Source organism: Streptomyces sp. NPDC030296 (assembly GCF_055572815.1).
Genome location: NZ_JBVICQ010000007.1, coordinates 19,759 through 43,396, shown reverse-complemented (window position 1 = coordinate 43,396; position 23,638 = coordinate 19,759). Strand labels below are relative to the sequence as shown.

General features: G+C 72.3%; 25 protein-coding genes, 1 tRNA gene and 1 pseudogene. 8 read left to right on the top strand and 19 right to left on the bottom strand.

Going from position 1 to position 23,638, the window contains the following annotated elements:
- Positions 1-26: 26 nt before the first annotated feature.
- From ACZ4Z3_RS20860 to ACZ4Z3_RS20850, 3 genes and pseudogenes are all read left to right on the top strand, one after another.
- The gene (locus tag ACZ4Z3_RS20860; RefSeq protein WP_468502398.1) at positions 27-1,523 is read left to right on the top strand and encodes a bifunctional glycosyltransferase family 2/GtrA family protein; all 1,497 of its coding nucleotides are present in this window, start codon (positions 27-29) and stop codon (positions 1,521-1,523) included.
- Positions 1,520-3,760, top strand: a complete 2,241-nt coding sequence (locus ACZ4Z3_RS20855) for an ArnT family glycosyltransferase (protein ID WP_468502397.1) — start codon at positions 1,520-1,522, stop codon at positions 3,758-3,760. The genes ACZ4Z3_RS20860 and ACZ4Z3_RS20855 overlap by 4 nt, the downstream gene beginning before the upstream one ends.
- A gap of 102 nt (positions 3,761-3,862) precedes the next feature.
- Positions 3,863-4,256, top strand: a pseudogene (locus tag ACZ4Z3_RS20850) (TetR/AcrR family transcriptional regulator C-terminal domain-containing protein); the annotation flags it as partial.
- A gap of 152 nt (positions 4,257-4,408) precedes the next feature.
- On the opposite strand, the gene ACZ4Z3_RS20845 reads toward ACZ4Z3_RS20850, so the two are convergent.
- From ACZ4Z3_RS20845 to ACZ4Z3_RS20830, 4 genes are all read right to left on the bottom strand, one after another.
- A complete protein-coding gene (locus ACZ4Z3_RS20845) occupies positions 4,409-4,879 on the bottom strand; it encodes a PPOX class F420-dependent oxidoreductase (protein WP_468502396.1) in 471 nt (156 codons plus the stop codon).
- A 57-nt stretch (positions 4,880-4,936) separates the two neighbouring features.
- Positions 4,937-5,767: a YceI family protein gene (locus tag ACZ4Z3_RS20840; RefSeq protein WP_468502395.1), complete on the bottom strand. Its 831-nt coding sequence runs from the start codon at positions 5,765-5,767 to the stop codon at positions 4,937-4,939.
- A 68-nt stretch (positions 5,768-5,835) separates the two neighbouring features.
- Positions 5,836-8,292: an MFS transporter gene (locus tag ACZ4Z3_RS20835; RefSeq protein ID WP_468502735.1), complete on the bottom strand. Its 2,457-nt coding sequence runs from the start codon at positions 8,290-8,292 to the stop codon at positions 5,836-5,838.
- 145 nt (positions 8,293-8,437) lie between these two features.
- On the bottom strand, positions 8,438-8,887 hold the full coding sequence (locus ACZ4Z3_RS20830) for a MarR family winged helix-turn-helix transcriptional regulator (protein WP_468502394.1): 450 nt from the start codon (positions 8,885-8,887) through the stop codon (positions 8,438-8,440).
- 175 nt (positions 8,888-9,062) lie between these two features.
- Between ACZ4Z3_RS20830 and ACZ4Z3_RS20825 the strand changes: the two genes are divergently transcribed.
- A complete protein-coding gene (locus tag ACZ4Z3_RS20825; protein WP_055713413.1) occupies positions 9,063-9,257 on the top strand; it encodes a hypothetical protein in 195 nt (64 codons plus the stop codon).
- A gap of 227 nt (positions 9,258-9,484) precedes the next feature.
- Here ACZ4Z3_RS20825 and ACZ4Z3_RS20820 read toward each other — a convergent pair whose 3' ends face one another.
- From ACZ4Z3_RS20820 to ACZ4Z3_RS20780, 9 genes are all read right to left on the bottom strand, one after another.
- Positions 9,485-10,405: an RNA polymerase sigma factor SigF gene (locus tag ACZ4Z3_RS20820; protein WP_055713414.1), complete on the bottom strand. Its 921-nt coding sequence runs from the start codon at positions 10,403-10,405 to the stop codon at positions 9,485-9,487.
- A 535-nt stretch (positions 10,406-10,940) separates the two neighbouring features.
- Positions 10,941-11,774: an RNA polymerase sigma factor SigF gene (locus tag ACZ4Z3_RS20815; RefSeq protein ID WP_468502734.1), complete on the bottom strand. Its 834-nt coding sequence runs from the start codon at positions 11,772-11,774 to the stop codon at positions 10,941-10,943.
- A gap of 230 nt (positions 11,775-12,004) precedes the next feature.
- Positions 12,005-12,298, bottom strand: coding sequence for a Dabb family protein (locus tag ACZ4Z3_RS20810; RefSeq protein ID WP_468502393.1), 294 nt, complete (start codon positions 12,296-12,298; stop codon positions 12,005-12,007).
- Between the two features lie 40 nt (positions 12,299-12,338).
- Positions 12,339-12,515 carry a hypothetical protein gene (locus tag ACZ4Z3_RS20805; protein WP_099966503.1) on the bottom strand — a complete coding sequence of 59 codons (177 nt, stop codon included), beginning with the start codon at positions 12,513-12,515 and terminating at the stop codon, positions 12,339-12,341.
- A 129-nt stretch (positions 12,516-12,644) separates the two neighbouring features.
- Entirely contained in the window at positions 12,645-13,217 is a 573-nt protein-coding gene (locus tag ACZ4Z3_RS20800; protein ID WP_468502392.1) for a DUF4232 domain-containing protein, read from the bottom strand.
- Positions 13,218-13,425: 208 nt separating this feature from the next.
- Positions 13,426-13,510 (bottom strand) — tRNA-Ser (locus tag ACZ4Z3_RS20795).
- A 78-nt stretch (positions 13,511-13,588) separates the two neighbouring features.
- Positions 13,589-14,020, bottom strand: coding sequence for a tRNA adenosine(34) deaminase TadA (tadA, locus tag ACZ4Z3_RS20790; protein ID WP_468502733.1), 432 nt, complete (start codon positions 14,018-14,020; stop codon positions 13,589-13,591).
- A 285-nt stretch (positions 14,021-14,305) separates the two neighbouring features.
- The gene (locus ACZ4Z3_RS20785) at positions 14,306-14,830 is read right to left on the bottom strand and encodes a tRNA adenosine deaminase-associated protein (protein WP_468502732.1); all 525 of its coding nucleotides are present in this window, start codon (positions 14,828-14,830) and stop codon (positions 14,306-14,308) included.
- 349 nt (positions 14,831-15,179) lie between these two features.
- A complete protein-coding gene (locus ACZ4Z3_RS20780) occupies positions 15,180-15,521 on the bottom strand; it encodes a hypothetical protein (RefSeq protein WP_468502391.1) in 342 nt (113 codons plus the stop codon).
- 183 nt (positions 15,522-15,704) lie between these two features.
- On the opposite strand from ACZ4Z3_RS20780, the gene upp reads away from it, so the two are divergent.
- Entirely contained in the window at positions 15,705-16,340 is a 636-nt protein-coding gene (gene upp / locus ACZ4Z3_RS20775; RefSeq protein ID WP_468502390.1) for a uracil phosphoribosyltransferase, read from the top strand.
- 24 nt (positions 16,341-16,364) lie between these two features.
- Here the strand turns inward: upp and ACZ4Z3_RS20770 are convergent, their stop codons facing one another.
- From ACZ4Z3_RS20770 to ACZ4Z3_RS20745, 6 genes are all read right to left on the bottom strand, one after another.
- The gene (locus tag ACZ4Z3_RS20770; RefSeq protein ID WP_468502731.1) at positions 16,365-17,009 is read right to left on the bottom strand and encodes a LytR C-terminal domain-containing protein; all 645 of its coding nucleotides are present in this window, start codon (positions 17,007-17,009) and stop codon (positions 16,365-16,367) included.
- A gap of 139 nt (positions 17,010-17,148) precedes the next feature.
- Positions 17,149-17,445 carry a type II toxin-antitoxin system VapB family antitoxin gene (locus tag ACZ4Z3_RS20765; RefSeq protein ID WP_003999914.1) on the bottom strand — a complete coding sequence of 99 codons (297 nt, stop codon included), beginning with the start codon at positions 17,443-17,445 and terminating at the stop codon, positions 17,149-17,151.
- A 185-nt stretch (positions 17,446-17,630) separates the two neighbouring features.
- Positions 17,631-17,783, bottom strand: coding sequence for a hypothetical protein (locus ACZ4Z3_RS20760; RefSeq protein WP_468502389.1), 153 nt, complete (start codon positions 17,781-17,783; stop codon positions 17,631-17,633).
- 83 nt (positions 17,784-17,866) lie between these two features.
- On the bottom strand, positions 17,867-18,205 hold the full coding sequence (locus ACZ4Z3_RS20755; protein ID WP_468502388.1) for a hypothetical protein: 339 nt from the start codon (positions 18,203-18,205) through the stop codon (positions 17,867-17,869).
- 356 nt (positions 18,206-18,561) lie between these two features.
- Positions 18,562-19,155, bottom strand: coding sequence for an HhH-GPD-type base excision DNA repair protein (locus tag ACZ4Z3_RS20750; protein WP_468502387.1), 594 nt, complete (start codon positions 19,153-19,155; stop codon positions 18,562-18,564).
- Positions 19,156-19,265: 110 nt separating this feature from the next.
- Positions 19,266-20,024, bottom strand: coding sequence for a siderophore-interacting protein (locus tag ACZ4Z3_RS20745; RefSeq protein WP_468502386.1), 759 nt, complete (start codon positions 20,022-20,024; stop codon positions 19,266-19,268).
- Between the two features lie 84 nt (positions 20,025-20,108).
- On the opposite strand from ACZ4Z3_RS20745, the gene ACZ4Z3_RS20740 reads away from it, so the two are divergent.
- From ACZ4Z3_RS20740 to ACZ4Z3_RS20730, 3 genes are read left to right on the top strand one after another with little or no spacing between them, the layout of a single operon-like run.
- Positions 20,109-22,445: a penicillin acylase family protein gene (locus ACZ4Z3_RS20740; protein ID WP_468502385.1), complete on the top strand. Its 2,337-nt coding sequence runs from the start codon at positions 20,109-20,111 to the stop codon at positions 22,443-22,445.
- Positions 22,435-23,058, top strand: coding sequence for a GNAT family N-acetyltransferase (locus tag ACZ4Z3_RS20735; protein WP_468502384.1), 624 nt, complete (start codon positions 22,435-22,437; stop codon positions 23,056-23,058). Before ACZ4Z3_RS20740 ends, ACZ4Z3_RS20735 begins: the two co-directional genes overlap by 11 nt.
- Before the next feature lie 9 nt (positions 23,059-23,067).
- Positions 23,068-23,550, top strand: a complete 483-nt coding sequence (locus tag ACZ4Z3_RS20730) for a cupin domain-containing protein (protein WP_468502383.1) — start codon at positions 23,068-23,070, stop codon at positions 23,548-23,550.
- The last annotated feature ends 88 nt before the right edge of the window (positions 23,551-23,638 follow it).

Genomic DNA, 23,638 nt, shown 5'->3' with positions numbered 1-23,638 from the left:
CAGAGCGGGTCACGAATGTACGTGTCATGCGAACCGACTCTTCTCCCGGCACCCTGCCGGCGCGGGAGCACCTCCCGGCCACAGACGCCGGTACGCCTGTCCTGGACGTAGTGATCCCTGTCCACAACGAGGAGAAGGACCTCCAGCCGTGCGTCCGCAGACTGCACGAGCACCTCGCGCGGACCTTCCCGTACGCGTTCCGCATCACGATCGCGGACAACGCGTCCACGGACACCACCCCCCAGGTGGCCGCCCGGCTGGAGGCGGAACTGCCGCGGGTCAGATCGTTCCGGCTGGAGCAGAAGGGGCGCGGGCGGGCCCTGCGCGCCGTCTGGTCCGCCTCCGACGCCCCGGTCCTCGCCTACATGGACGTGGACCTGTCGACCGACCTGAACGCCCTGCTGCCGCTGGTGGCCCCGCTGATCTCCGGTCACTCGGACCTCGCCATCGGCTCCCGGCTCGCCCGTTCCTCGCGGGTGGTGCGCGGCCCCAAGCGGGAGTTCATCAGCCGCGCGTACAACCTGATCCTGCGCGGCTCGCTGCAGGCCCGCTTCTCGGACGCGCAGTGCGGGTTCAAGGCGATACGGCGGGACGTGGCGCAGGCGCTGCTGCCGCTCGTCGAGGACACGGGGTGGTTCTTCGACACCGAGATGCTGGTGCTCGCCGAGCGCGCCGGGCTCCGGATCCACGAGGTGCCGGTCGACTGGGTCGACGACCCCGACTCGACCGTCCACATCGTGAGGACGGCCACCGACGACCTCAAGGGCGTGTGGCGGGTCGGCAGGGCCCTCGCCACGGGGTCGATCGCCCTGGACCGGCTCGCCCGCCCCTTCGGGGACGACCCCCGCGACCGCGACATCGAGGACGTGCCGCGCGGCCTGGCCCGCCAGCTCCTCGGCTTCTGTGTCGTGGGGGGCCTCTCCACCCTCTTCTACCTGTTCCTCTACAGCGGCTTCCGCAGTCTCGCGGGGTCGCAGACCGCCAACGCGCTCGCCCTGCTCGTCTCGGCGATCGCCAACACGGCGGCCAACCGGCGCCTCACGTTCGGCGTCCGGGGCCGGACCGGCGCCGTCAGACACCAGGCGCAGGGCCTGGTGGTGTTCGGCATCGGCCTCGCCCTCACCAGCGGCTCGCTCGTCGCCCTGAACGCGGCCACCAGCGACCCCGCGCACTCCACGGAACTGGCCGTCCTCATCGCCGCGAACCTCGCGGCGACGGTGCTGCGGTTCCTGCTCTTCCGGGCCTGGGTCTTCCCCGACCGGCCGGGGCAAGCCGGCCCCTACGCACACCAGGACCGGTTCCAGCCGACGGCCCACCGCCCGCCGACGGCCCACACGACGCCGCGCGCCGAGTACGCGACGGCGCCGACAGCCCCGACAGCCCCCACAGCCCCGTACGGGACCACCCCGTACCCCACGACCCCGTTCCGCGCCGGTGACGCCGCGGACCGCACCTGGGGCGACGCGACCATGCGGATGCGGCCGGTGCGCCCGCACGACCAGGATTCGAGGAACACACGATGACCACGCACTTCGACACGGCGCACCAAGGGGGCGCGAGCCCCGCCGACCCCGGCTGGGGACCGCCCACGACGAGAGCAGACGTCCAGGGGGCGGCGGTCGCGGACCCGCCCGGCACGCCGCCCACGGCACCCGGCTCGGGTGAGCCCCGGCAGCCCCTCGGCCGGCGGATGTGGCGCGGGCGCCCGGAGGACAACCGCTGGGTGCGCCCCGGCTTCCTCCTCGCCCTGCTCCTCATCGGTGGCCTCTACACCTGGAACCTCACGGCCTCCGGGTACGCCAACTCCTTCTACTCGGCGGCCGTGCAGGCGGGCAGCCAGTCCTGGAAGGCCCTCTTCTTCGGGTCGCTGGACTCGGCCAACGCCATCACCGTCGACAAGCCCCCGGCGTCGCTGTGGCCGATGGCCCTGTCGGTACGGCTCCTCGGCCTGAACTCCTTCGCGATCCTGTTCCCGCAGGTCCTGATGGCCGTCGCCACCGTCGGCGTGCTGTGGGCGGCCGTCCGCCGCCGCTTCGACGCCACGGCCGGCTTCCTCACCATGGCGGTGTTCGCGCTCACGCCCGTCGCCGCGCTGATGTTCCGCTTCAACAACCCGGACGCGGCCCTCGCGCTGCTGATGGCCACCGCCGTGTACTGCACCCTCCGCGCGCTGGAGAAGGCACAGACGAAGTGGCTGGTCTGGGCGGGTACCGCCATCGGCCTCGCCTTCCTGGTGAAGACCCTCCAGGCCTTCCTGATCCTGCCGGTCCTCGCACTCGTGTACGTCGCCTTCGCCCCCGGCACCTGGAAGAAGCGCGTCGGCCAGGTGCTGCTCGCCGGGCTCGCGATGGTCGTCTCCGGCGGCTGGTGGGTCGCGATCGTCGAGCTGTGGCCGGCCTCGTCCCGCCCGTACATCGGCGGTTCGCAGAACAACTCCTTCCTGGAGCTGACCTTCGGCTACAACGGCCTCGGCCGCATCAACGGCGAGGAGACCGGCAGCGTCGGCGGCGGCGGCGGTGGCGGCGGCAACTGGGGCGAGACCGGCTGGGACCGGATGTTCAGCTCGAACATCGGCGGCCAGATCTCCTGGCTGATCCCGGCCGCGCTGATCCTGCTCGGCGCGGCGATCTGGGCCACCCGGAAGCTGCGGCGCACCGACGCCACCCGCGCCGCGTTCCTCCTCTGGGGCGGCTCGCTGCTCATCACCATGGTGGTGTTCAGCTTCATGCAGGGCATCTTCCACGAGTACTACACCGTGGCCCTCGCCCCCTACATCGCGCCGCTGGTCGGCATGGGCGCGGCCCTGCTGTGGGAGCGGCGCGCCGAGGTGTGGGCCTCGCTCACCCTGGCCGCCGCGACGACGGCCACGGCGGTCTGGGGGTACGTTCTCCTCACCCGCTCCACCGACTACCTCCCCTGGCTGAAGTGGGTCGTGCTGATCGGCGGTCTGGTCGCCGCGCTCGGCCTCGTCTTCGCGGCCCGGCTGGGACGTCAACTGGCCCTCGTGGTCGTGGGGCTGAGCTACGTCACCGCACTGGCCGGCCCGACGGCGTACACCCTGACCACGCTCGGCGAGGGCCACACCGGTTCGATCGTCACGGCGGGCCCGGCCGTCCAGGGCGGCCGGGGAGGCCCCGGCGGCGGCATGGGCGGTGGCCCCGGCGGCCCCGGTGGTGGCGGGATGCCGGGCCAGCAGGGCCAGAACAACCAGCAGGGCGGCCAGAACGGCCAGAACGGCAACAGCCAGAACGGGAACGGCCGGGACGGGAACGGTCAGATGGGCCAGCCCCCGACCGGCGGCTTCGGCGGAGGCCCGAACGGCCAGCAGGGCCAACAGGGTCAGCAGAACGGCGACGGCGGCCGGATGGGTGGCGGTGGTGGTGGCGGCATGAGCGGTCTGCTCAACGGCGCGAGCGTCAGCGACGAGGTCAAGGCACTGCTGGAGAAGAACGCCGGGGACCACACCTGGGCGGCCGCCGCGATCGGCGCTCAGAACGCGGCCAGCTACCAGCTCTCCACGGGCGAACCCGTCATGGCCATCGGCGGCTTCAACGGCACCGACCCGTCCCCCACCCTCGCGGAGTTCAAGAAGTACGTGGAGGAAGGAAAGATCCACTACTTCATCGCCGGCGGCTCCCGCGGTGGCATGGGCGGCGGGAGCAACGGCACCTCCGCGCAGATCAGCTCCTGGGTCCAGGAGAACTTCGAGACGGTGACGGTCGACGGCACGACGTTCTACGACCTGACGCAGGCGAAGTAGGCGCGGCCGACGTGGAGTAGGCGCGGCCGACGTGGAGTAGGCGGTGGTCCGGGGTGAGCAGTGAACCCTGGGCCACCGCCTTTCCGTACGCCGTCCAGAAGTGTGTCACCCCTCGCCGGCACCTTCCTCAACATCGGCCCGCACTCGCTGGACTTCTCCCTGGCCGTACAGCGCGTGATCCGCCGGACGGGGCTGCCGGCCCACGGCCAGGCCGGGGCGATCGCCGCGGTCTTCCAGTTCGTGTACGGCTTCGGCACCATCGAGGGGCACTACGTCCAGCGCTGTGCGAGCGCCGGCATGACCCAGGAGGAGTACTTCCCGGCACGCCATGACCGCCGTGACCGTCACCCCCGAACTCCACGAGGTGGTCCAGCACTCCGCGGACCTCATGGAGGCCCGCGGCGGCGACACCGTGGAGGAGATGCGCGAACGGGACTTCGCCTACGCGCTGGACACGCTCATCGCCGGCATCGAGGCGATGGTCGAACGCGGCTGACTGCCCCTGGACCAGGCGCCCCCGGCCCCCGGCCCCCGGCCCCCGGTCTCCGGCCCCCGGCCCCCGGCCCCCGGTCTCCGGCCCCCGGCCCCCGGCCCCCGGTCCCCCCGAGGGCTCTCGGTCCCCCCCCGGCCCTCAGTCCTCCCCGGCCCTCAGTCCTCCTCCACCAGCCGTGCCGGGAAGCCGCCCGTCGCCACCGGGCCCCAGCGCTCCGGGGTGATGCGGATGATCGACTTGCCCTGCTTGACCATGGCCTCGCGGTACTCGTCCCAGTTCGGGTGCTCGCCCGCGACGTTGCGGAAGTACTCCACCAGCGGCTCCACCGACTCCGGGGAGTCGATGACCTCGGCGGTTCCGTCGATCTGGACCCAGGGGCCGTCCCAGTCGTCGCTGAGGACGACGACGCTGACCCGCTCGTCCCGCCTGGCGTTGCGCGTCTTGGCGCGCTCGGGGTACGTGGAGACCACGATGCGGCCCGAGTCGTCGACACCGCAGGTCAGCGGTGAGGCCTGCGGCCCGCCGTCGGCCCGGCGGGTCAGCAGGAGCGCCCGGTGCCGGGGGCGTACGAAGTCGAGGAGCTCGTCGAGGGAGACCTTGGTGTTGGTCGCGATGTTCCGTGCCATGCGCACAGCGTAGGGCCGGGTCGCCCGAGGGGGCGGGCCACCCGTCACCCGCCCCCGTCATCCAGCCCCGGACAGGCACTCCCCCTGCACCGCCTGGACGTCCAGTTCCACCTTCAGGGTCGTGCCGATGGCCGCGATGCCCGCCTGGAGGACCTGGTTGTAGTTCATCGCGAAGTCCTCGCGGCGCAGTTCCGTCGTCGCCCGGAACGCGGCCCGCGTGCCGCCCCACGGGTCGGGGCCGGTGCCGAGGTACGCGAGGTCGAGGTCGACCGGGCGGACCACGCCGTGCAGGGTCAGCTCGCCGTGCACCGTCCAGCGGTCCGGGGCGACGGGGGTGAGGCCCGTCGACCCATAGGTGATCTCCGGATGGCGCTCCACGTCCAGGAAGTCAGGGGACCGCAGGTGGTCGTCGCGCATGCCGTTGCCCGTGTCGATCGAGGCGGCCCGGATGACCGCCGCCACACGGGACTTGGTGCCCTCGTCCGGGGTGGGGGCGATCTCGATCGAAGCGGAGAACTCGGTGAACCGCCCGCGGACGCTGGAGATGCCCAGGTGCTGGGCGACCGCCGCGACCGACGAGTGGGCCGGGTCCACGGTCCAGGGGCCGGGCGGCGGGAGTTCGGTGCCGCCGAGCCGGGCGAGGGTGACCGTGCCGACCTCCGCCCGGCCGCTCGCGGTGACCAGGGCGCTCGACGCGACCGGCCCGTAGCCGACGGCCGTGACGATCACCGTGTACGCGCCGGGCGCGAGCGCCGTGGGCTCGTGGACCGCTCCCTCCGCGTCGGCCTCGGCCCGCATCACCTGCGTACCGGCCCTGTCGGTCACCGTGACGACCGCGTGCGACACGGCCCAGCCGTCCCTCGTGCGGATCCTCGCGGTCAGTCCCATGTGCGCGTCACTCCTCGGGTACGACCGGTCGGCGGGGCTCAGGTGCCGCCCCGCCGACCGGGTGTGAACTACTCGCCGGGGTGGGCGAGTTCGATGTCGTGGCTGTCGACTCCGGTGCCGGAGACCGTCAGGGCCGTGGCCACGGGCGGGTACCCGGTGGCGATGACCGTGTAGTCGCCGCCGTCCAGGTCGGCGAAGGCGTACGCCCCGTCCGGGCCGGTGGTGGCGGTGGCCACGACGTTGCCCGCCGCGTCGACCAGCGTCACGCGGGCGTCGGCAAGCGGCCCGCCCGGCGCCCGGACGACCCCCTGGAGCCGGGCCCCGGCCTCCAGCTCGATCTCGACGCGGGTGACACCGGTGCCGCCCACCTCGACGGGCAGGGCGCGCGGACGGAACCCGGCGGCGTTCACCGCCACGGTGACGGGACCGGGCACCAGCTCCCCGAAGCCGAACTCGCCCTGCTCACCGGTTGTTCCGGTGGCCAGCACGTCCCCGCGCACATCGGTCACCACGACCATCGCGTCCTTGACGGGCAGCGCGTCGCCTGCGGCCCGCACCACACCGTCCAGCCCGCTCGTGCCGCTCAGCAGGATGTCGTACGAGATCGGCTCGCCGTTCACGACGACCGTGGACGCCTGCGGCTGGAACCCGTCGGCGGCGGCGATCAGCACATACGACCCGGCGGCGGGCGCGTCCACCGCGTAGACCCCGTCGGCCCCCACGACCGAACGGCCGAGCTGCCGGCCCCCGAGCGAGATCAGCGTGACCGCGGCCCCCGGCACGGGCGCCTCCTCGGACCCGCGCACCTGCCCGCGCACGGGCACCCCGCCGCCCACCGACGCCGGTACGGAGTCCGTGGCGGCTGCCGAGGCGGCCGCCGAAGCCACATCAGCCGTGGCGGCAGCCGCAGCGGTGGAGGGAGCCGCGGCGGAAGGGGTCCCAGCCCCAGCCCCAGCCCCAGCTCCAGCCCCGGCCGCGGCCGGGGACGGCGACGCTGCCGTACCGGCCGTCCCCTTCTCTGCCGCCGCCTGGGCGAGCGCCCCGTGGGTCCGCAGCGGCACCTCCTTGATGAACACGGAGAAGACGAGCGCCAGGACGGCGAAGGGGGCGGCGTACAGGAAGACGTCGCCGATGCCGTGGCCGTAGGAGCTCTCGATGACCGTGCGGATGGGCGCGGGCAGCGCGTCCAGGTCGGGGATCTCGCCGTGGCCCATGGAGGACCCGGACACCCCGAGCTTGGCGAGGCCCTCCTCCGCGTAGTGGGTGATCCGGTGGCTGAGGACCGCGCCCAGCGCGGAGACGCCGATCGCGCCGCCGAGGGAGCGGAAGAAGGTGACGACGGAGCTGGCGGCGCCCAGGTCGCCCGGGGCCACCTGGTTCTGCGTGCACAGCACCAGGTTCTGCATCATCATGCCGACGCCGAGGCCGAGCAGCGCCATGAAGACCGCCACGTGCCAGTACGGGGTGTCGTACCGGAGCGTGCCCAGCAGACCGAGACCCGCGGTCACCAGAACACCGCCGGCGAGCAGCCAGGCCTTCCAGCGGCCGGTGCGGGTGATGACCTGGCCGGAGACGGTCGACGAGACGAACAGACCGGCGATCATCGGGATGGTCAGGACGCCGGACATGGTCGGCGACTTGTCGCGGGCCAGCTGGAAGTACTGGCTGAAGAAGATGGTGCCCGCGAACATCGCGACACCGACGAAGAGCGAGGCCAGCGAGGCCAGGGTGATCGTCCGGTTGCGGAACAGCCGCAGCGGGATGATCGGCTCGCTCGCCTTCGCCTCGACGAGGACGAACAGCGCGAGCAGGGCCACCGTGCCGCCGACCATCGCGTACGTCTGCGAGGACACCCAGTCGTACTTGTCACCGGCGAAGGTCACCCAGATCAGCAGCAGGCAGACCGCGGCGGTGATCAGGAAGGCGCCCGCCCAGTCGACCTTGACCTTGCGCCGGACGACGGGCAGGTGAAGGGTCCGCTGGAGCACGATCAGGGCGATCACCGCGAAGGGCACGCCGACGTAGAAGCACCAGCGCCAGCCGAGCCAGTCGGTGTCGGTGATGACACCGCCGACCAGCGGGCCGCCGACCATGGCGGTCGCGAAGGTGGCGCCGAGGTAGCCGTTGTACCGGCCGCGCTCCCGAGGGGAGATCATCGCGGCGAGGATGATCTGCGCCAGCGACGACAGGCCGCCCATGCCGACGCCCTGCACCGCGCGGAACCCGATCAGCATCCCGGCGTTCTGGGACAGTCCGGCCGCGGCCGAGCCGAGCACGAAGACGACGAGCGCCAGCTGGATCAGCAGCTTCTTGGAGAACAGGTCGGCGAGCTTGCCCCACAGCGGGGTGGACGCGGTCATCGCCAGCAGCGACGCGGTCACCACCCAGGTGTACGCGCTCTGGCCGCCGCCCAGGTCCTTGATGATGTCGGGCAGGGCGTTCGAGACGATCGTCGACGACAGGATCGCCACGAACATGCCGAGCAGCAGTCCGGTCAGCGCTTCCATGATCTGCCGGTGCGTCATCGGAGCGCCGTCGCCGTGCGAGGCCGCCTTGGCGGGGCCGTGGCCGTGCTTGGCGTGAGCCCGCACACCGGCTGGTGTGGTCGTTGCCATGGGCTTCCTTCTCTTACGTGGTCTTCGCGGGTGTACGGGTTGTGGTGGGTGTCGTTCAGGGGGCCGGGCGGGAGACGGCGGCCGCGTCGAAGCTGTGGCGCAGCCGGCCGAGGAGCCGGACCAGCTCGCCGACCTCGTCGTCGGACCAGTCGCTCAGCCGATGGGCCATCAGCCGGCTGGTGCGCCGGTGGAGTTCGGTGACCAGTGCGCGGCCCTCGGGGGTCAGGCGCAGGATGCGCGAGCGTCTGTCCGCCGGGTCGGGGAGCCGTTCGATCCAGCCCCGCTCGGCGACGTGCGCGACATGGCGGCTGGTCACCGACATGTCCACCGAGAGCAGCTCGGCGAGCCTGCTCATCCGCATCTCGCCGTTCCGGTCGAGCAGCGTGAGGACTCCCGCCGATCCGCCGGGGCAGTCGTACGGCAGCATCCGTGCGATCTCCCGCTTCACGACCCCGATGGCGCTGAGCTGGCGGGCCAGCTCCTCGTACTGCGCTCGCTCGGCCATGGGAGCCCCTCCCGTGTTTGTTGCTTAGGGCAACCATAAAACTGGATGGTTGCTGCAGGCAAACGAATGTGTGGGTGTGCGGCCCAAGTCTTGGTAAAGGAGGGTGCCGTGGACGGGGCCGCTCCACCCTCCCCCACTTGGGTGCCCCCTCGCGGATTCGCTAAGGTCTCGGGCCATGGCTGACAACCAGGGCCCCCAGGGCAACTACGACCCCGCCGGGAGCACGCAGATGTTCCGCGCGTTCGTTGACGAGACCCCGCGGGGTGGCCGTGCGGAGGTGGCCTCCTCCGGGCCCCGCGTCGGTCTGATCGTCGGGATCGTCGCGGCGGTGGCGGTCGTTGCGGCGGTGGTGTGGCTGGCGCTGGGCTAGCCGTCCGGTGGGGCGGCGGGCGCCTACGCGTCTGCCGGGTTCCTGTGATCTTGCGGCTGCGGGGCGGTTTGCGGCCGGTCGCAACCACCCACCACCCGCACGCACCCACCCAGCTACTCCCCCCGCATATCCGTCCGCGCACACGACGACCGCCGGGATGTCCCGAACTCATGGACATCCCGGCGGTCGTCTCTCTGTCTGGGCGCTCCCTGCCCCCTCTTGGGGGCTCAGTCGGAGATGAGACCCTCGCGCAGTTGGGCCAGGGTGCGGGTGAGGAGGCGGGAGACGTGCATCTGGGAGATGCCGACCTCTTCGCCGATCTGCGACTGGGTCATGTTCGCGAAGAAGCGGAGCATGATGATCCGGCGCTCACGGGGCGGGAGTTTGGCGAGCAGCGGCTTGAGGGACTCGCGGTACTCGACCCCTTCGAGCGCGGTGTCCTCGTAGCCGAGGCGGTCCGCCAGCGAGCCCTCGCCGCCGTCGTCCTCGGGGGCGGGTGAGTCGAGCGACGACGCCGTGTACGCGTTGCCGACGGCGAGGCCGTCGACGACGTCCTCCTCCGACACGCCCAGGACGGCGGCGAGTTCGGTGACCGTCGGGGAGCGGTCGAGCTTCTGCGACAACTCGTCGCTGGCCTTGGTGAGGGCCAGGCGCAGTTCCTGGAGGCGGCGCGGGACCCGGACCGACCACGAGGTGTCGCGGAAGAACCGCTTGATCTCGCCCACGACCGTCGGCATCGCGAACGTCGGGAACTCCACGCCCCGTTCGCAGTCGAAGCGGTCGATCGCCTTGATCAGGCCGATGGTGCCGACCTGGACGATGTCCTCCATCGGCTCGTTGCGCGACCGGAAACGAGCGGCCGCGTAGCGCACCAGCGGGAGATTGAGCTCGATGAGGGTGTCCCGGACGTAGGCGCGCTCGGGGCTGTTCTCGTCGAGGGCGGCGAGCCGCAGGAACAGGGAGCGGGACAGGGTGCGGGTGTCGATGTTCGCCGAGGCCGGCAAGGCCGGGAACTCAGGCGCCGGCGGAGCCTCGGTGCCGGGAAGGTCCTCGAGCTCCTGAAGGTCCTGAGGGGCCTGGATAGCGTCGGGCGCGGTCTCGCTCTTGGCGAGCGTGAGCACCTTCGAGCTGCCCTGGTCTGCGGACATGCCACCCCCTTTGGGTCGCGGACGGTCGCGGCGGACGCTCCGTCGTAGGGAACGCAGCCTCCACCTGAATACCGGCGGCGAGGCCACGGCAAACGCGCTGGGGGAAGAATGTCACACGTCGGCAACGCGATGTAGTGACATGTCGACATGGAGAGGGGTAATTAACCCAGTAAACAGGCGGTCTGACGGTGTTTCGGCCCATATCCACCGGAAAGAGTTGCGGTGAGTGATTCGCTCTCCGCGGTGATGCCTCGACAGCGCATTCGGTTAGGCCAGATGGCCTGGGCACGTGTGCTCGTGGCCCATTCTGTGCGCCCCGCCTGCCTTTGTGCGCCCCGCGTGCCCCACGGTCCCTCCGGGGTGGAACGGAGGTTGCCGGTTACCGACGGTCACGCCGGTGCCCCCGGTCGCGCGGTGTCCGGAAGGGCCCGCTTCGGCCCGCGCCAAGGCCCGGTCATCGCCACGTCCCGGGCCTCGCCACGTCCCGGGCCTCGCCGCGGTCCGGGACTCGATGTTGCCCAGGCCTCGATGTCGCCTAGGACTCGATGCGGTTCGCCGACCGCAGTCGCGCGAAGCTCCGGGCCAGCAGTCGGGAGACGTGCATCTGGGAGACGCCCAGCTCCGCGCTGATCTGCGACTGCGTCAGATTGCTGTAGTAGCGGAGCAGCAGGATGCGCTGCTCGCGCTCGGGGAGCTGGACGAGGAGGTGCCGTACGAGGTCGCGGTGTTCGACGCCGTCGAGCTCGGGGTCCTCGTAGCCGAGCCGGTCGAGGAGCCCCGGCATCCCGTCGCCCTCCTGGGCGGCCTCCAGTGAGGTCGCGTGGTAGGAGCGGCCGGCCTCGATGCAGGACAGGACCTCGTCCTCGGTGATCCGGAGCCGCTCGGCGATCTCGGCGGTCGTGGGGGTGCGGCCGAAGGCGGTCGTGAGGTCCTCGGTGGCGCCGTTCACCTGGACCCAGAGCTCGTGCAGCCGGCGGGGGACGTGGACCGTGCGGACGTTGTCGCGGAAGTAGCGCTTGATCTCGCCGACGACGGTCGGCATCGCGAAGGTGGGGAACTGCACGCCGCGGTCGGGGTCGAAGCGGTCGATGGCGTTGATCAGGCCGATGGTGCCGACCTGGACGACGTCCTCCATGGGCTCGTTGCGGGAGCGGAAACGGGCGGCCGCGTACCGCACGAGCGGGAGGTTCGCCTCGATGAGCGCCCCGCGTACGCGGTTGTGCTCCGGGGTGCCCGGTTCCAGGTGCTTGAGCTGGCCGAAGAGGACCTGGGTGAGGGCGCGGGTGTCGGCGCCGCGACGTTTCTCCTGAACGGGCCCTTGGGTTTCTTCCTGGGGTGGCGCAGTACTGGCCGACACGGTCAACGCCACCTCTTCATCGATCAACTCATCAACTCAACCGTCAAAAGCGGTCATAGCATCACAAGACATGTGTGCCTTGATCAAGCACCGCATATCGCCGTGTTGAGGGAGAGTGGAGACCGTGCCGGGCAATCGGGGGAACCGGGAAACGGGGCACGACGAAGCCCCGCACCTTTTGAGTGGTGCGGGGCGGGCCGTACGGGCGTATGGGCGGGAAGCGCGGCGGGAAGCCCGGCGTGTCAGTACTCGTAGTCCGCGATCACCCACGTGGCGAACTCCCGCCACAGGGCGACGCCGGCCTGGTGGTCGGGGTGCTCGACGTACCGGCGCAGGGAGTCCGCGTCGTCGAACGCCGAGTTGATCGCGAAGTCGTACGCGATGGGCCGGTCGCTGATGTTCCAGCCCAGCTCCCAGTGGCGCAGCTCGGTGATGGTGCCGTCGAGGGCCCGGAAGGCCTTCTCGCCCTCGACGACCCGCGGATCGTCGCGCTCGACGCCCTCGTTGAGCTTGAACAGGACCAGATGGCGGATCATGGGTGCTCCGGGAAGGTCGTACGACGCGGGGTGCTGCCGGTCACTCGGCTCCGTCGGCGATCCAGGTGAAGAAGTCGCCGATGGACTGGGCGGCGGTCGAGACGCCCTCGAACCCTATCTGGACGTAGTCCGCGGCCTTGGCCGGGTCCGTGATGATCACGTACAGCACGAAGACCACGAGCACGTACAGCGCGATCTTCTTCCCCTGCACCGCCACAGCGGCCTCCCCCGCCTCATATGTCCCTGTCCGGCGGCGAGTGTAACCCGATCAAGCGTTCGCAGGAGATCCCCGGAACGCGGGAAGGACCCCACCTGACGGTGAGGCCCTTCGGACCCGACGGTGGGGTCAGGAAGGCTTGACCGCCGAGACCGGGGTGACGGTCACCTTGTTGTCGCACTCGGCCCACAGCCCGTCGTTCAGCGCGACCTGGTGCTTCCCGGAGCGCGGCAGCCCGATGACCATCGTCGGATACGTCACCGGGTCCTTGCCCGACAGGCAGTAGCCGTCGGCCTCCCCCTGGACCTGGACGAAGGTCAGCTTCACCCACGCCTTGCCGTGCGGCCGGACCTTCACGCTGGCCGCCTTGCCCTTGCGGGTGACCTTGAGCGGGGTGTTGTGGGCGGGGGAGCCGTTGCCGGCGCCCGCGACCGTCGGATGGCCCTTCAGGACGCACGTCCTCCCGGAGACGTTGGTGAACTTCACGATCGCCGCCCCGGTCCCGGTCCCGACGGGCCGGTGGGCGGCCTGCCGGGCGCTGACCTGGAGGGCGGAGGCCCGGCAGGCGGGCGGCTGGGCGGAGGTGGTGGTGCTCGCCGCCATGGCGGTGCCGGGCAGGATGCCGGTCACCGCCGCCGCGACGGCCGTGACCGCCGTCGTCGTCGCCAGAGCCGCCCTGCGAATGCCGTTGCTGTGCCGCATGCTGTCGTCCCCCTGAGTCGCCTCGTCCGCGGGTTTCGGTGGTCGGTTCTCGCCCCGCGGTACGCGTGGTCGTCGTACGTGAGTGCAGATAGGGCGGGAGAGCGGCGGGGTTCCGTGCGGCGACCCTTGTGACGGAACGGTGACGCGCCTGCTGAGACGGAGCAGCGCGAAGGGCCCGGTCCATCGGACCGGGCCCTTCGTCTACCAGCGGTAGCGGAGGGATTTGAACCCTCGGTGACTTGCGCCACACTCGCTTTCGAGGCGAGCTCCTTCGGCCGCTCGGACACGCTACCGAGGGAGACCTTACAGCAAGGTGGGGCGTGCTTTGAAATCGATATGAGGGGAGGGCCGGGTGCGCTGCCGCGGGCGGTTCAGCGGAGGCGGAAGAAGTCCGTGAGGAGCCGGGCGCAGTCGTCGGCGAGGACGCCCTCGACGACCTCGGGGCGGTGGTTGAGGCGGCGGTCGCGGACGACGTCCCAGAGGGAACCGGCCGCGCCGGCCTTCTCGTCGCGGGCGCCGTAGACGACCCGGTCGACCCGGGACTGCACGATCGCGCCGGCGCACATCGTGCAGGGTTCGAGGGTGACGACCAGGGTGCAGCCGGTCAGCCGCCACTCGCCGAGTGCGGCGGCGGCCCGGCGGACGGCCAGTACCTCGGCGTGGGCCGTCGGGTCGCCGGTCGCCTCGCGTTCGTTGTACCCGGTGGCCAGGACGGTCGTGCCGTCCGGGGACAGGACGACGGCGCCGACCGGGACGTCGCCGCCCGCGGCGGCCCGCCCGGCCTCGTCCAGGGCGAGCCGCATCGCGGGCTGCCAACGGTCGCGTACCGGATCGGGGCCCGGTGCCTCTGCGTCGGTTGCTTCGGTCACCCGGGGAACCTAGCGGATCGGCCGCCGGCGAGCCGTCCGGGTGTCACCCCGAGGCCCGACGTCCGAGGCCCGCCGTCAGCGGCCTGACGTCCGGCGTCCGGGGCACGTCGCCCGACGTCTGCCGCGCGACGCCCGAGACCCGACGCCCGAGACCCGACCTCCGAACCCGCCGCCCGAGACCCGCCGCCGGGCCGTCGTGTCGGCGGGCCCGGTGGCGATCTAGCGGACCGTCTCCAGGACCTCCGAGGCGCCCAGGGCCTCGGCGATGGAGTTGAGGGCGTCGTCGGCGTCGAGGGCGCGCAGTTCCTTCTCGCTCACGCCGAGGTCGTCGAGGATCTCGGCGTCGCCGACGGGGCTGTGCGGCACGGCCTCGGCGGCCGTGTCGTCGTCATCGTCGTCGGGCTCACCGTCCTCCGTACCGTCGAGGTCGAGGGAGTCCAGGTCGGGACCGTCGTCTCCCGGCTCCTTTCCGAGCAGTTCGTCGGTGAGCAGGATCTCGCCGTAGCTGCTGCGGGCAGCGGCGGCGGCGTCCGAGACATAGATACGAGGGTCGTCCTCGCCATCGATGCGGACGACGCCGAACCAGGCGTCCTCCTGCTCGATGAGCACCAGCACCGTGTCGTCGTCGGGCGAGGCTTCACGGGCCAGGTCGGCCAGATCCGACAGGGTCTCCACATCGTCGAGCTCTGTGTCGCTCGCTTCCCACCCGTCTTCGGTGCGCGCGAGCAGTGCGGCGAAGTACACCGTGACTCTCCCACTGGTCATAGGCGTGCCGGTTGGGGGTCCCCCCGGCGGAGGTCGGTGGGCGGGGAGTGCTGTCCTCCGAGCCCCACCCACTCGGAATCGTGGCAGAAACAGAGCGCCCAGGGGACGTCTTCGGCTCCCTGTGTCCGGCAGTTTTGATCGCCGACCGGGCAAGGCGTTCACCTGCGCACCTGTTGCCGCCACCTGCGGATCGTACGCGGACTTCCCCGCCGCATATGCACGGCCACCCCGTGAGCGCCCCGAGCATGCCCCGTGAGCACCTCGCGAGGAGCCCGAGAGGGGGGACGGGCCGGGGCGAACGGGGGTGTTCGCGAGGCCGCCGGCCGGGCTACCAGCGGAAGGTGCGCATACGCATCGCGTGCCGGAGCCGGGCCGCCTTCGCCCGGCGCGGCTGCACCCGGTCGCGCAGTTCCCGTGCCTCCGTCAGCTCCCGCAGGAACTGGGCCCGGCGCCGCCTCCGCGCCGCATCGCCCTGCTCATCGGGGTCGGCGGCGCCCGCGTCGGTGCCGGCCTCCGCCGGTTCCCGCAGGTCCGTGCCCCGCGGGCGTTCCCCGTCCGTCGCGCGCCGCGGATCCCCCTCCGCTCCTCGCTGTCCTTCCCGGTTCGTCCCCCGCGACCAGGTCCCGCCCGTCCTCCGCGGACGCAGGGACTCTTCGTCCACTCCCGCCATGGGCTCACCACCGTCCGGCATCGGCTCACCACCCGCCATGTCCCTCCCACTTTCCCTCCGGCGGCGGGTTTGATGCCATCGGAAGGGTGAACCGCGTGGGTCGGGGTTGCTGCGCGGCGACTGAACGGTTCCGCGGCCGGGGACGGGGAGCCCGCCGTTGTCGCCCCCGTTACTGTTGTGGTCATGCGTCTCCACGTCGTCGACCACCCCCTGGTCGCCCACAAGCTCACCGCGCTGCGCGACCAGCGCACCGACTCCCCGACCTTCCGCCGTCTCGCCGACGAGCTGGTCACCCTGCTCGCCTACGAGGCCACCCGTGACGTGCGCACGGAGCAGGTCGACATCGAGACGCCGGTCGCCCGGACCACGGGCGTCAAGCTCTCGCACCCGCGCCCCCTGGTGGTGCCGATCCTGCGCGCCGGCCTCGGCATGCTCGACGGCATGGTCCGGCTGCTGCCGACCGCCGAGGTGGGCTTCCTGGGCATGATCCGCAACGAGGAGACGCTGGAGGCCTCCACGTACGCCACGCGGATGCCCGAGGACCTCTCGGGGCGTCAGGTGTACGTCCTCGACCCGATGCTCGCCACCGGCGGCACCCTGGTCGCCGCGATCCGCGAGCTGATCGCCCGGGGCGCCGACGACGTGACCGCCGTGGTGCTCCTCGCCGCGCCCGAGGGCGTGGAGGTCATGGAGCGCGAGCTGGCGGGCACCCCGGTGACGGTCGTGACGGCCGCGGTCGACCTGCACCTGAACGAGCACGGCTACATCGTGCCGGGCCTGGGTGACGCGGGCGACCGGCTGTACGGGGCGGCCGAGTAAGGACCACCCCGTCTCTAGCGGGGCTCAGCAGGTCTTCGTCGGAGTGGGCGTCGGCTTGGGCCTGGTCAGTTCGGCCAGGGCCGCGTCGGCGTCCTTCTTCTTGCTGAGGGCCTTGAACCCGGCGCCGATGACGAGGTCGACCTCGGTGGCCTTCTTGCGGCCGTCGGTCTTCAACCGGGCGCCGGCGAGCTGGGTGTTGAGGACGGGCAGCGCCGTGTCCTCGGCCGCCTTCGCGCCGAGGAGCAGGGCGGTGCCCTTGACCTTCTTGTCGTACTCCTCGGTCGCGTTGCCCACGTTCCCGATGCGGAAGCCGCGTTTCTTCAGTTCCTCGGCGGTGTCCTTGGCGAGGCCGGAGCGGGGGGTCGCGTTGAGGACGTTGACGGTGATCTTCCCGGGCGCCGGGTACGACTCCGGGGTGCCGGTCGGCTTCCGGCCCGTCCTGCCCGCCGTCGGGGAGGGGCTCACCCGGGCCGAGCAGTCCGCCTTGGGGCCGGCCGCGGCGGCCTGGTCGTCACCGCCGGTGAAGACGTCGATGAGCTGCAGGGTTCCCCAGCCGATGAGGCCCAGCGCGGTCGTGGACGCGACGACCGCGAGCACGAGCCTGCGGCGCCTCTTCGGTCGGCGCAGCCGCGGGTACTTGTCCCCCGTGATCCGGTACTGGCCGCCCATGCCGGGAGGAGTCAGCATGCTCATGGGCGCAGCGTAGTGCCGTTGGGCGGCGATGCCTACTAGATGATCATTGACCGTGCGCCAGTCCAACCCGAAAGGGCCAACCGGCGGCTCGGCCCACCGGAACGTGGGTGTCCGGTCAGTCCAGTTCGAGGACGCGGGCGTGCAGGACCTGGCGCTGCTGGAGGGCCGCGCGTACGGCGCGGTGGAGGCCGTCCTCCAGATAAAGGTCGCCCTGCCACTTCACCACGTGCGCGAAGAGGTCGCCGTAGAACGTGGAGTCCTCGGCGAGGAGGGTCTCCAGGTCCAGCTGCCCCTTGGTCGTCACGAGCTGATCGAGGCGGACCGGGCGCGGCGCGACGTCCGCCCACTGCCGGGTGCTTTCCCGGCCGTGGTCGGGGTACGGCCGGCCGTTTCCGATGCGCTTGAAGATCACACGGAAAGCCTACCGGTCGAGACGTTCCGGGCGCAGCCATGGCGACGGAGTGCGACCCGGGAAAAGGTTCCGTGAATCGGTCAAACGGCGCATTAACCGGAGGCCGATGGTGTGTGATCCCCGCTGTCCCCGCGGTCCGAGTGCCCTGGAACCCGTGGTTCCAGGGCACTCGGGCGGGGCCCGGTTCAGTCGGTTTCGGGGGCCTTCGGGCGGTGTCGTTCTCCGCTCTTGGGGTCCCGGCCGCGTTCCGGGTGCTGCTCGGGGCGTGCCTTGGGTGCGCTGCGCACGGCCTCCGCGCGGAGGAGGGCGCGCAGGACGGTGTACGGGTCGCTGGGCATGGCTGTGGTCCTGTCCTGTGCTGGGTTCTGTGCCGGTTTCCCGCCGCGGTTTCTCGCGGGGGTGAGCTGCGGGAACGGCTCGCTCAGCAGCGCAGGACCACGGAGCGCGGGACGTGCGGGGCGGACGGGGGCCGGGGCGGGGCCGACGCGAGCGGGGGGCGCTCCGCCGTGGCCGGGGCCGGTGAACCGGCGGTGGGGGCCGCCGGGCGTGTCGCGGTGGCGGGACGCTGGTGGTGCCGGGACGGCGGCCGGGGCGCGGTCTCCACGAGGTCGTATTCGACGAGGGCCGTCTCGCCGGCCAGGGGCGGCACGCCACTCGCGTGGGCGGTGCCTTGGGCGGCCGGGAGGACCAGGGCGAGGGCCAGCACGAGCACACGCAGCCACAGCCGTGCGGCGACGGGGGCGTGCGGGGTCGTGCTCACGGTGACTGTCTGCCCGCCGGGCGCCCTTCTCGCATCGAGCCGCCCGAAGAACCCCCTATTCGGCGTACGGGAACCGGCCCCCGCGGAAGGGGACGAAGCCCCTCCTCAGGGGCGCGGGGTACTGCGCGACCGACCCGGACCGCTCCGCTCCCACCACACAACCCAGGCCACCCCACCCGTACGGCGTGTCGACGGCACCCTCGCGCCGAAGGGCCCCGTACGCGAGGGCGACGGAGGCCTGCCCTCGCACCGGCGCGGCTCTCTCACGCGGCGTATGGCTCCCCCTCCCGTCGGCGCCCCCTCATCCGACGTGGTTCCACTCACCCGGCGTGGCTCCCCTCCCCCCCGCGGCCCCGCTACCCGGCGCTCTGCTTCTTCGCCTTGGCCGCCGCCTTCATCTCCTGTTTGTGCGCCCGGACCTTGGCCAGTGACTCGGGTCCCTTGATGTCGGCCACGGAACGGAAGGAGTCCGGTTCGCCGTACGCTCCCGCCGCCTGACGCCACCCCTCCGGTTGGACACCGAGCTGCTTGCCGAGGAGTGCGAGGAAGATCTGTGCCTTCTGGCGGCCGAAGCCGGGCAGGGCCTCCAGCCGGGCCAGGAGCTCCCGGCCCGTCCCCGCGTCCTTCCAGACCCCGCTCGCGTCACCGTCGTAGTGCTCCACGAGGTACTGGCACAGCTGCTGGATCCGCTTGGCCATGGAACCGGGGTAGCGGTGGACCGCCGGCTTGGTGGAGAGGATCTCGGCGAACGACTCCGGGGACATCGCGGCGATCTCGTGCGCGTCGAGGTCGTCCGCGCCGAGCCGCCCGGCGATGGTCGAGGGGCCCTTGAACGCCCACTCCATCGGCACCTGCTGGTCCAGCAGCATGCCGACCAGCGCGGCGAGCGGACTGCGCCCGAGGAGTGCGTCGGCCTCGGGATCCTGGGCGAGGTGAAGGGTGACGTCCATGCCCCTGATGATGGCGCGGACACCGGCCCACCGCAGCCCGGCCCCCCGGGCGCCGGCCCACCGCAGCCGGCCACCCCCAGGGCGCCCACACGCCGCAGCCCGGCGTCCGTCTACGGCCGCCAGTACCCCAGCGCCTGTATCCGCTGCTTCGGCAGGCCGAGTTCCTTGCGGAAGTACGTGGTGAGGGAGCGGGTCGTGGCGGTGTCGCAGGCGATCCAGACGTACGGGTCGGGGGTGCCCTCAAGCAGCGCGGGGGCGTCCGACCGCACCCGCGTGACGAGGTGCGCGCCGGCGCCCCGGCGGGGGACCGGGCGGAGGTCGTGGTGGTCGGGGTCGCGGTGGAGCGGGAGGCCGCCCACGCCGTCGGACCCGTTCTCGGCCGGGGTCTCGAACCAGATCGTGGTGGGGGTCGAGGGCAGGGCGCCCAGCAGGGAGTTGATGGCCGGGAGCGAGGCCGGGTCGCCGATGGCGAGGATGTGGGAGGGGGCCGGGTCGGGGTCGGTGAAGCCGGTGCCGTGGACGGTCGCCTCGATCGTGTCGCCCGGCTTCGCGGAGCGCGCCCAGTCGCTGGCGCGACCTTCATGGAGGGCGAACTCCAGGCTGAAGGTCCCGGCGGCCGGGTCCGGGTCGACCAGGGTGTACGCCCGCTGGTGCGGGCGGGCGGCGGGCCCCGTCTCCCCGGTGGGCGCGAACCAGAGCCTTACCCACATCGTGGGGTGGACGCCGGTCGTCGCGAGCATGCCGCCGTCGGTGAGATGGATCCGCCGGTAGTCGGCGGTGACGTGTTCGGCGCCCGTGACGGTGAAGACGAAGTCCTTCGCGCGCAGCAGTTTGAGGACCGCGCCCTCCCAGCCGTGACCCTGCCCCATGACGCCTGCACCCTTCACGTACGCTTCCCTCATCAATGCTTAGGTGAGGCTAACCTAAACCACAGTTGCACGTCAGGGACAGACATGAGCACCGAGACCTACCGGGACGCCCGGGGCATCCCTCACCTCCGCGCCGCCGACGCCCGTGCGCTCGCCCGTGCCCAGGGCCGGGTCACCGCACACGACCGGGCCTGGCAGCTGGAGGTCGAACGCCACCGGTCCCAGGGCACCTCGGCGGCCTTCCTCGGTGCGGACGCGCTCGGCTGGGACCTCTTCGCGAGACGGGCGAGACTCGACGACACCGCGAGACGCTGCTTCGCCCGGCTGGAGAAACAGGACCCCGGCACCGCCGACTGGGTCCGCGCGTACGCCGACGGGGTCAACGAGGGACTCGCCGAAGGGGCCCGGCGCGCACCCGAGTTCGAGCGGGCCGGGCTCGCCCCCGGGCGCTGGGAGGCCTGGCACCCGCTCGGGGTGTGGCTGGCCACGCACATCCTGTTCGCCGGGTTCCCCGCGAAGCTCTGGCGCGAGGAGGTCGTCCGCCACCTGGGCACCGACGCGGTGGGCCTGTTCGCCACCGACGGGCCCGGCACCGCCGGGAGCAACGGCTGGCTGGTCGACGGGTCCCGTACGGCCACGGGGCGGGCCGTCATCGCCGGTGACCCGCACCGGTTCATCGAGGAACCCGGGGTCTACCAGCAGATCCGTCTCTCCTGCCCCGAGTTCGACGTGGTGGGGCTCGCCGTCCCGGGCATGCCCGGCGTCGCCCACTTCGGCCACACCGGGCACGTGGCCTGGGCGATCACCAACGCCATGGCCGACTACCAGGACCTCTATCGGGAGCGGCTGCGGCGCACCGCGACCGGGGGCGTCGAGGCGCTCGACCCGGACGGGCGCTGGCGCGCCGCGCACCGGCACGTGGAGACCGTCGAGGTCGCCGGCGGGGCCCCCGTCGAGGTGGAGGTCATTGAGACCGCCCGGGGGCCGGTCGTCATCGGGGGCTGCGAGACGGGGGCCGCCGGCGACGCGGGCACGGCCACGGCCTCGGGCACTCACGCCGGTACCCACGCCGACACCGGCGCGGGTACCGCCTCCGCGGCCGGCGCGGGCGCGAGCACCGCTTCCGGCATCGCCTCCGTCGGTCCCATCAGCCTCCGCTACCCGCCGCGGGTCACCGAGGACCTCGGGATGAGCGCGCTGCTCCCCCTCCTCCGGGCGCGTGAGGTCGCCGATGTGGACCGGGCGCTGGATCTGTGGGCCGAGCCGGTGAACGTCGTGCAGGCCGCGGACACCCGGGGTGGCGTGCTGCACCGGGTGGCGGGGCGCGTGCCGGTGCGGAGCGCGGACAACCGCTGGAGGATCGTTCCCGCGTGGGAGCCGGGCCATGGCTGGGAGGGCTGGCACGAGACGCCCTACGGCACGTTCGAGGACGGGGTCGCCGTCATGGCGAACCAGCGGGGCCCGGCGGCCCCGCTCGGCGTCGAGTTCGCGCCGCCCCACCGAGCCGACCGCATCCGGGAGTTGCTGGCCGAGCGGCCGGTCTGGTCGGCACCGGACATGCCGGCCATCCACATGGACACGCACCTCGCCTCCGCCGGGCCTCTGCTGGACTACTTGGCCGCCCTCCCCGACGGCCCCGGCAGCCCCCACGGCTCGGACGGTTCGGGCGGGTCCGAGAGCCTCACCCCGGCCGCCGCCGACCTGCGTGCGCGGCTGCTGGGCTGGGACCGGCGGATGGCGGCCGACAGCGTCGAGGCCACGGCGTACGCGGCGGTGCGCGGCGCGGTCGTACGACGGCTCGCCGCCCAGCCCGCCTTCGCGGCGCTGGCCGAGCCGCCGACGTACCCGGAGATCTTCCGGCCCTGGCTCTCGCTCACCGTCCGGATCGGGTTCGCGCTCGAACATCTGCTGCGGGCCGAGGAGTTGTACGGGATCGACCGGGCGGGGCTCGTGCGGGAGGCGCTGGAGGAGGTGGCCGGAGGCGTGTTCGGGCCGTGGGGCGACAGCCACCGGCTCGCGCCGTGGCGGGCGCTCGACCCCGCGGACCCGTCCGCCGCGCACGTGGAGCCGGGGCTCGCGGGTGACCACGACTGCGTGCTGTGCACCACCGCCGTCCCCGGGATCACCGACCTCAGCGCGCGCGGTCCCGCCGCCCGTTACGTGTGGGACCTGGCCCGGCGTGAGGACAGCCTCTGGGTGGTGCCGTTCGGCGCGTCCGGCACGACCGGCTCCGCCCACCACCGCGATCAGCTGCCCCTCTGGCTCCGGGGGGAGCTCGTACCGGTCGTGACCGACTGGGAGCGGCTCACCAGGGACACCGCGCCCACCGACCACGGCGAGCACCACAAGAACAGCCAGACAGCCAGGACAGCCAGGACAGCGGACAGCAAGGACAGTGAGGGGAACGACGATGAGCGTTGACGCGTACGGCGGTCGCGTAGCCGTCCACGAGCAGGTGATCGACGGCTTCGGGGCCGTCCGCGTCCTGCCGCTGGACCCGAAGGCCGACGCCGGTGTCGTCCACGGCTGGGTGAGCGAACCCCGGGCCGCGTTCTGGGGCATGAACGGGCTCACCGCGGACCAGGTCCGGGAGATCTACGCCCACCTCGACACCCTCGACACCCACCACGCCTTCCTCGCGCTGCACGACGGCGAGCCCGTCGGACTGCTCCAGACGTACGAGCCGGACGCCGACCGGGTCGGCGAGTGCTACGACGTCGAGCCCGGCGACATCGGCGTGCACGTCCTGCTGGCGCCCGCCGGGCGGGGCGGGGCGCGGCCCGGCTGGTCGGCCTCGTTGCTGGCGGCGTTCACGGCGTTCGTACTGGTCGGCCTCGACCGGCGGCGGGTCGTCGTCGACCCGGACGTGCGGAACGAGAAGGCGATCGCGCGGTTCCTGCGGCAGGGCTTCGAACGCGGACCGGTGGTCGTGCTGCCGGAGATCGACCTGCCCGACGTGTACCTGCCGGAGAAGCGGGCGCAACTGGCGTTCCTGCGGCGCGAGACGGTGCCGGGACGGCCCGTTCGGACGTAGCGTGGGCGGGTGACTCCTGAGGACCTGATCGCGCACTACGCGTTGGAGCCCATCCCCCGGGAGGGCGGGCGCTTCCGCCAGACGTGGGCGGGGCCCGAGCGGGGCGACGGGCGGCCCGAGGGGACCGCGATCGTCGCCCTGCTCACCACCGAGCCGGGGGACTACTCGGCGCTGCACCGGCTGCCGACCGACGAGATCTGGCACTTCCACCTCGGCGACCCCCTCCGACTGCTCCTCCTGCGCCCCGACGGCTCCTCCGGCACCGTCGTGCTCGGGCCGGACGTGCTCGGCGGGCAGCACGTGCAGTACGTCGTGCCCGCCGGGACCTGGATGGGCGCGAGTGTGCTGGGCGGCGAGGGGGCCTGGACGCTGTTCGGCTGCACGATGGCGCCGGGGTTCACCTTCCAGGGGTACGAGCACGGCGACGCGGGGGAGTTGGCGCGGCGGTACCCCGACCGGGCCGCGCTCATCGCGGAGCTGGGCAGGGAATGAGGGCGGACGCCCGGGATGAGTGGTGAACACACGCTTCCCGGCGCCCGTACCTACTCGGAGGAATCCGAGCCGGCGACAGTGGATCCGG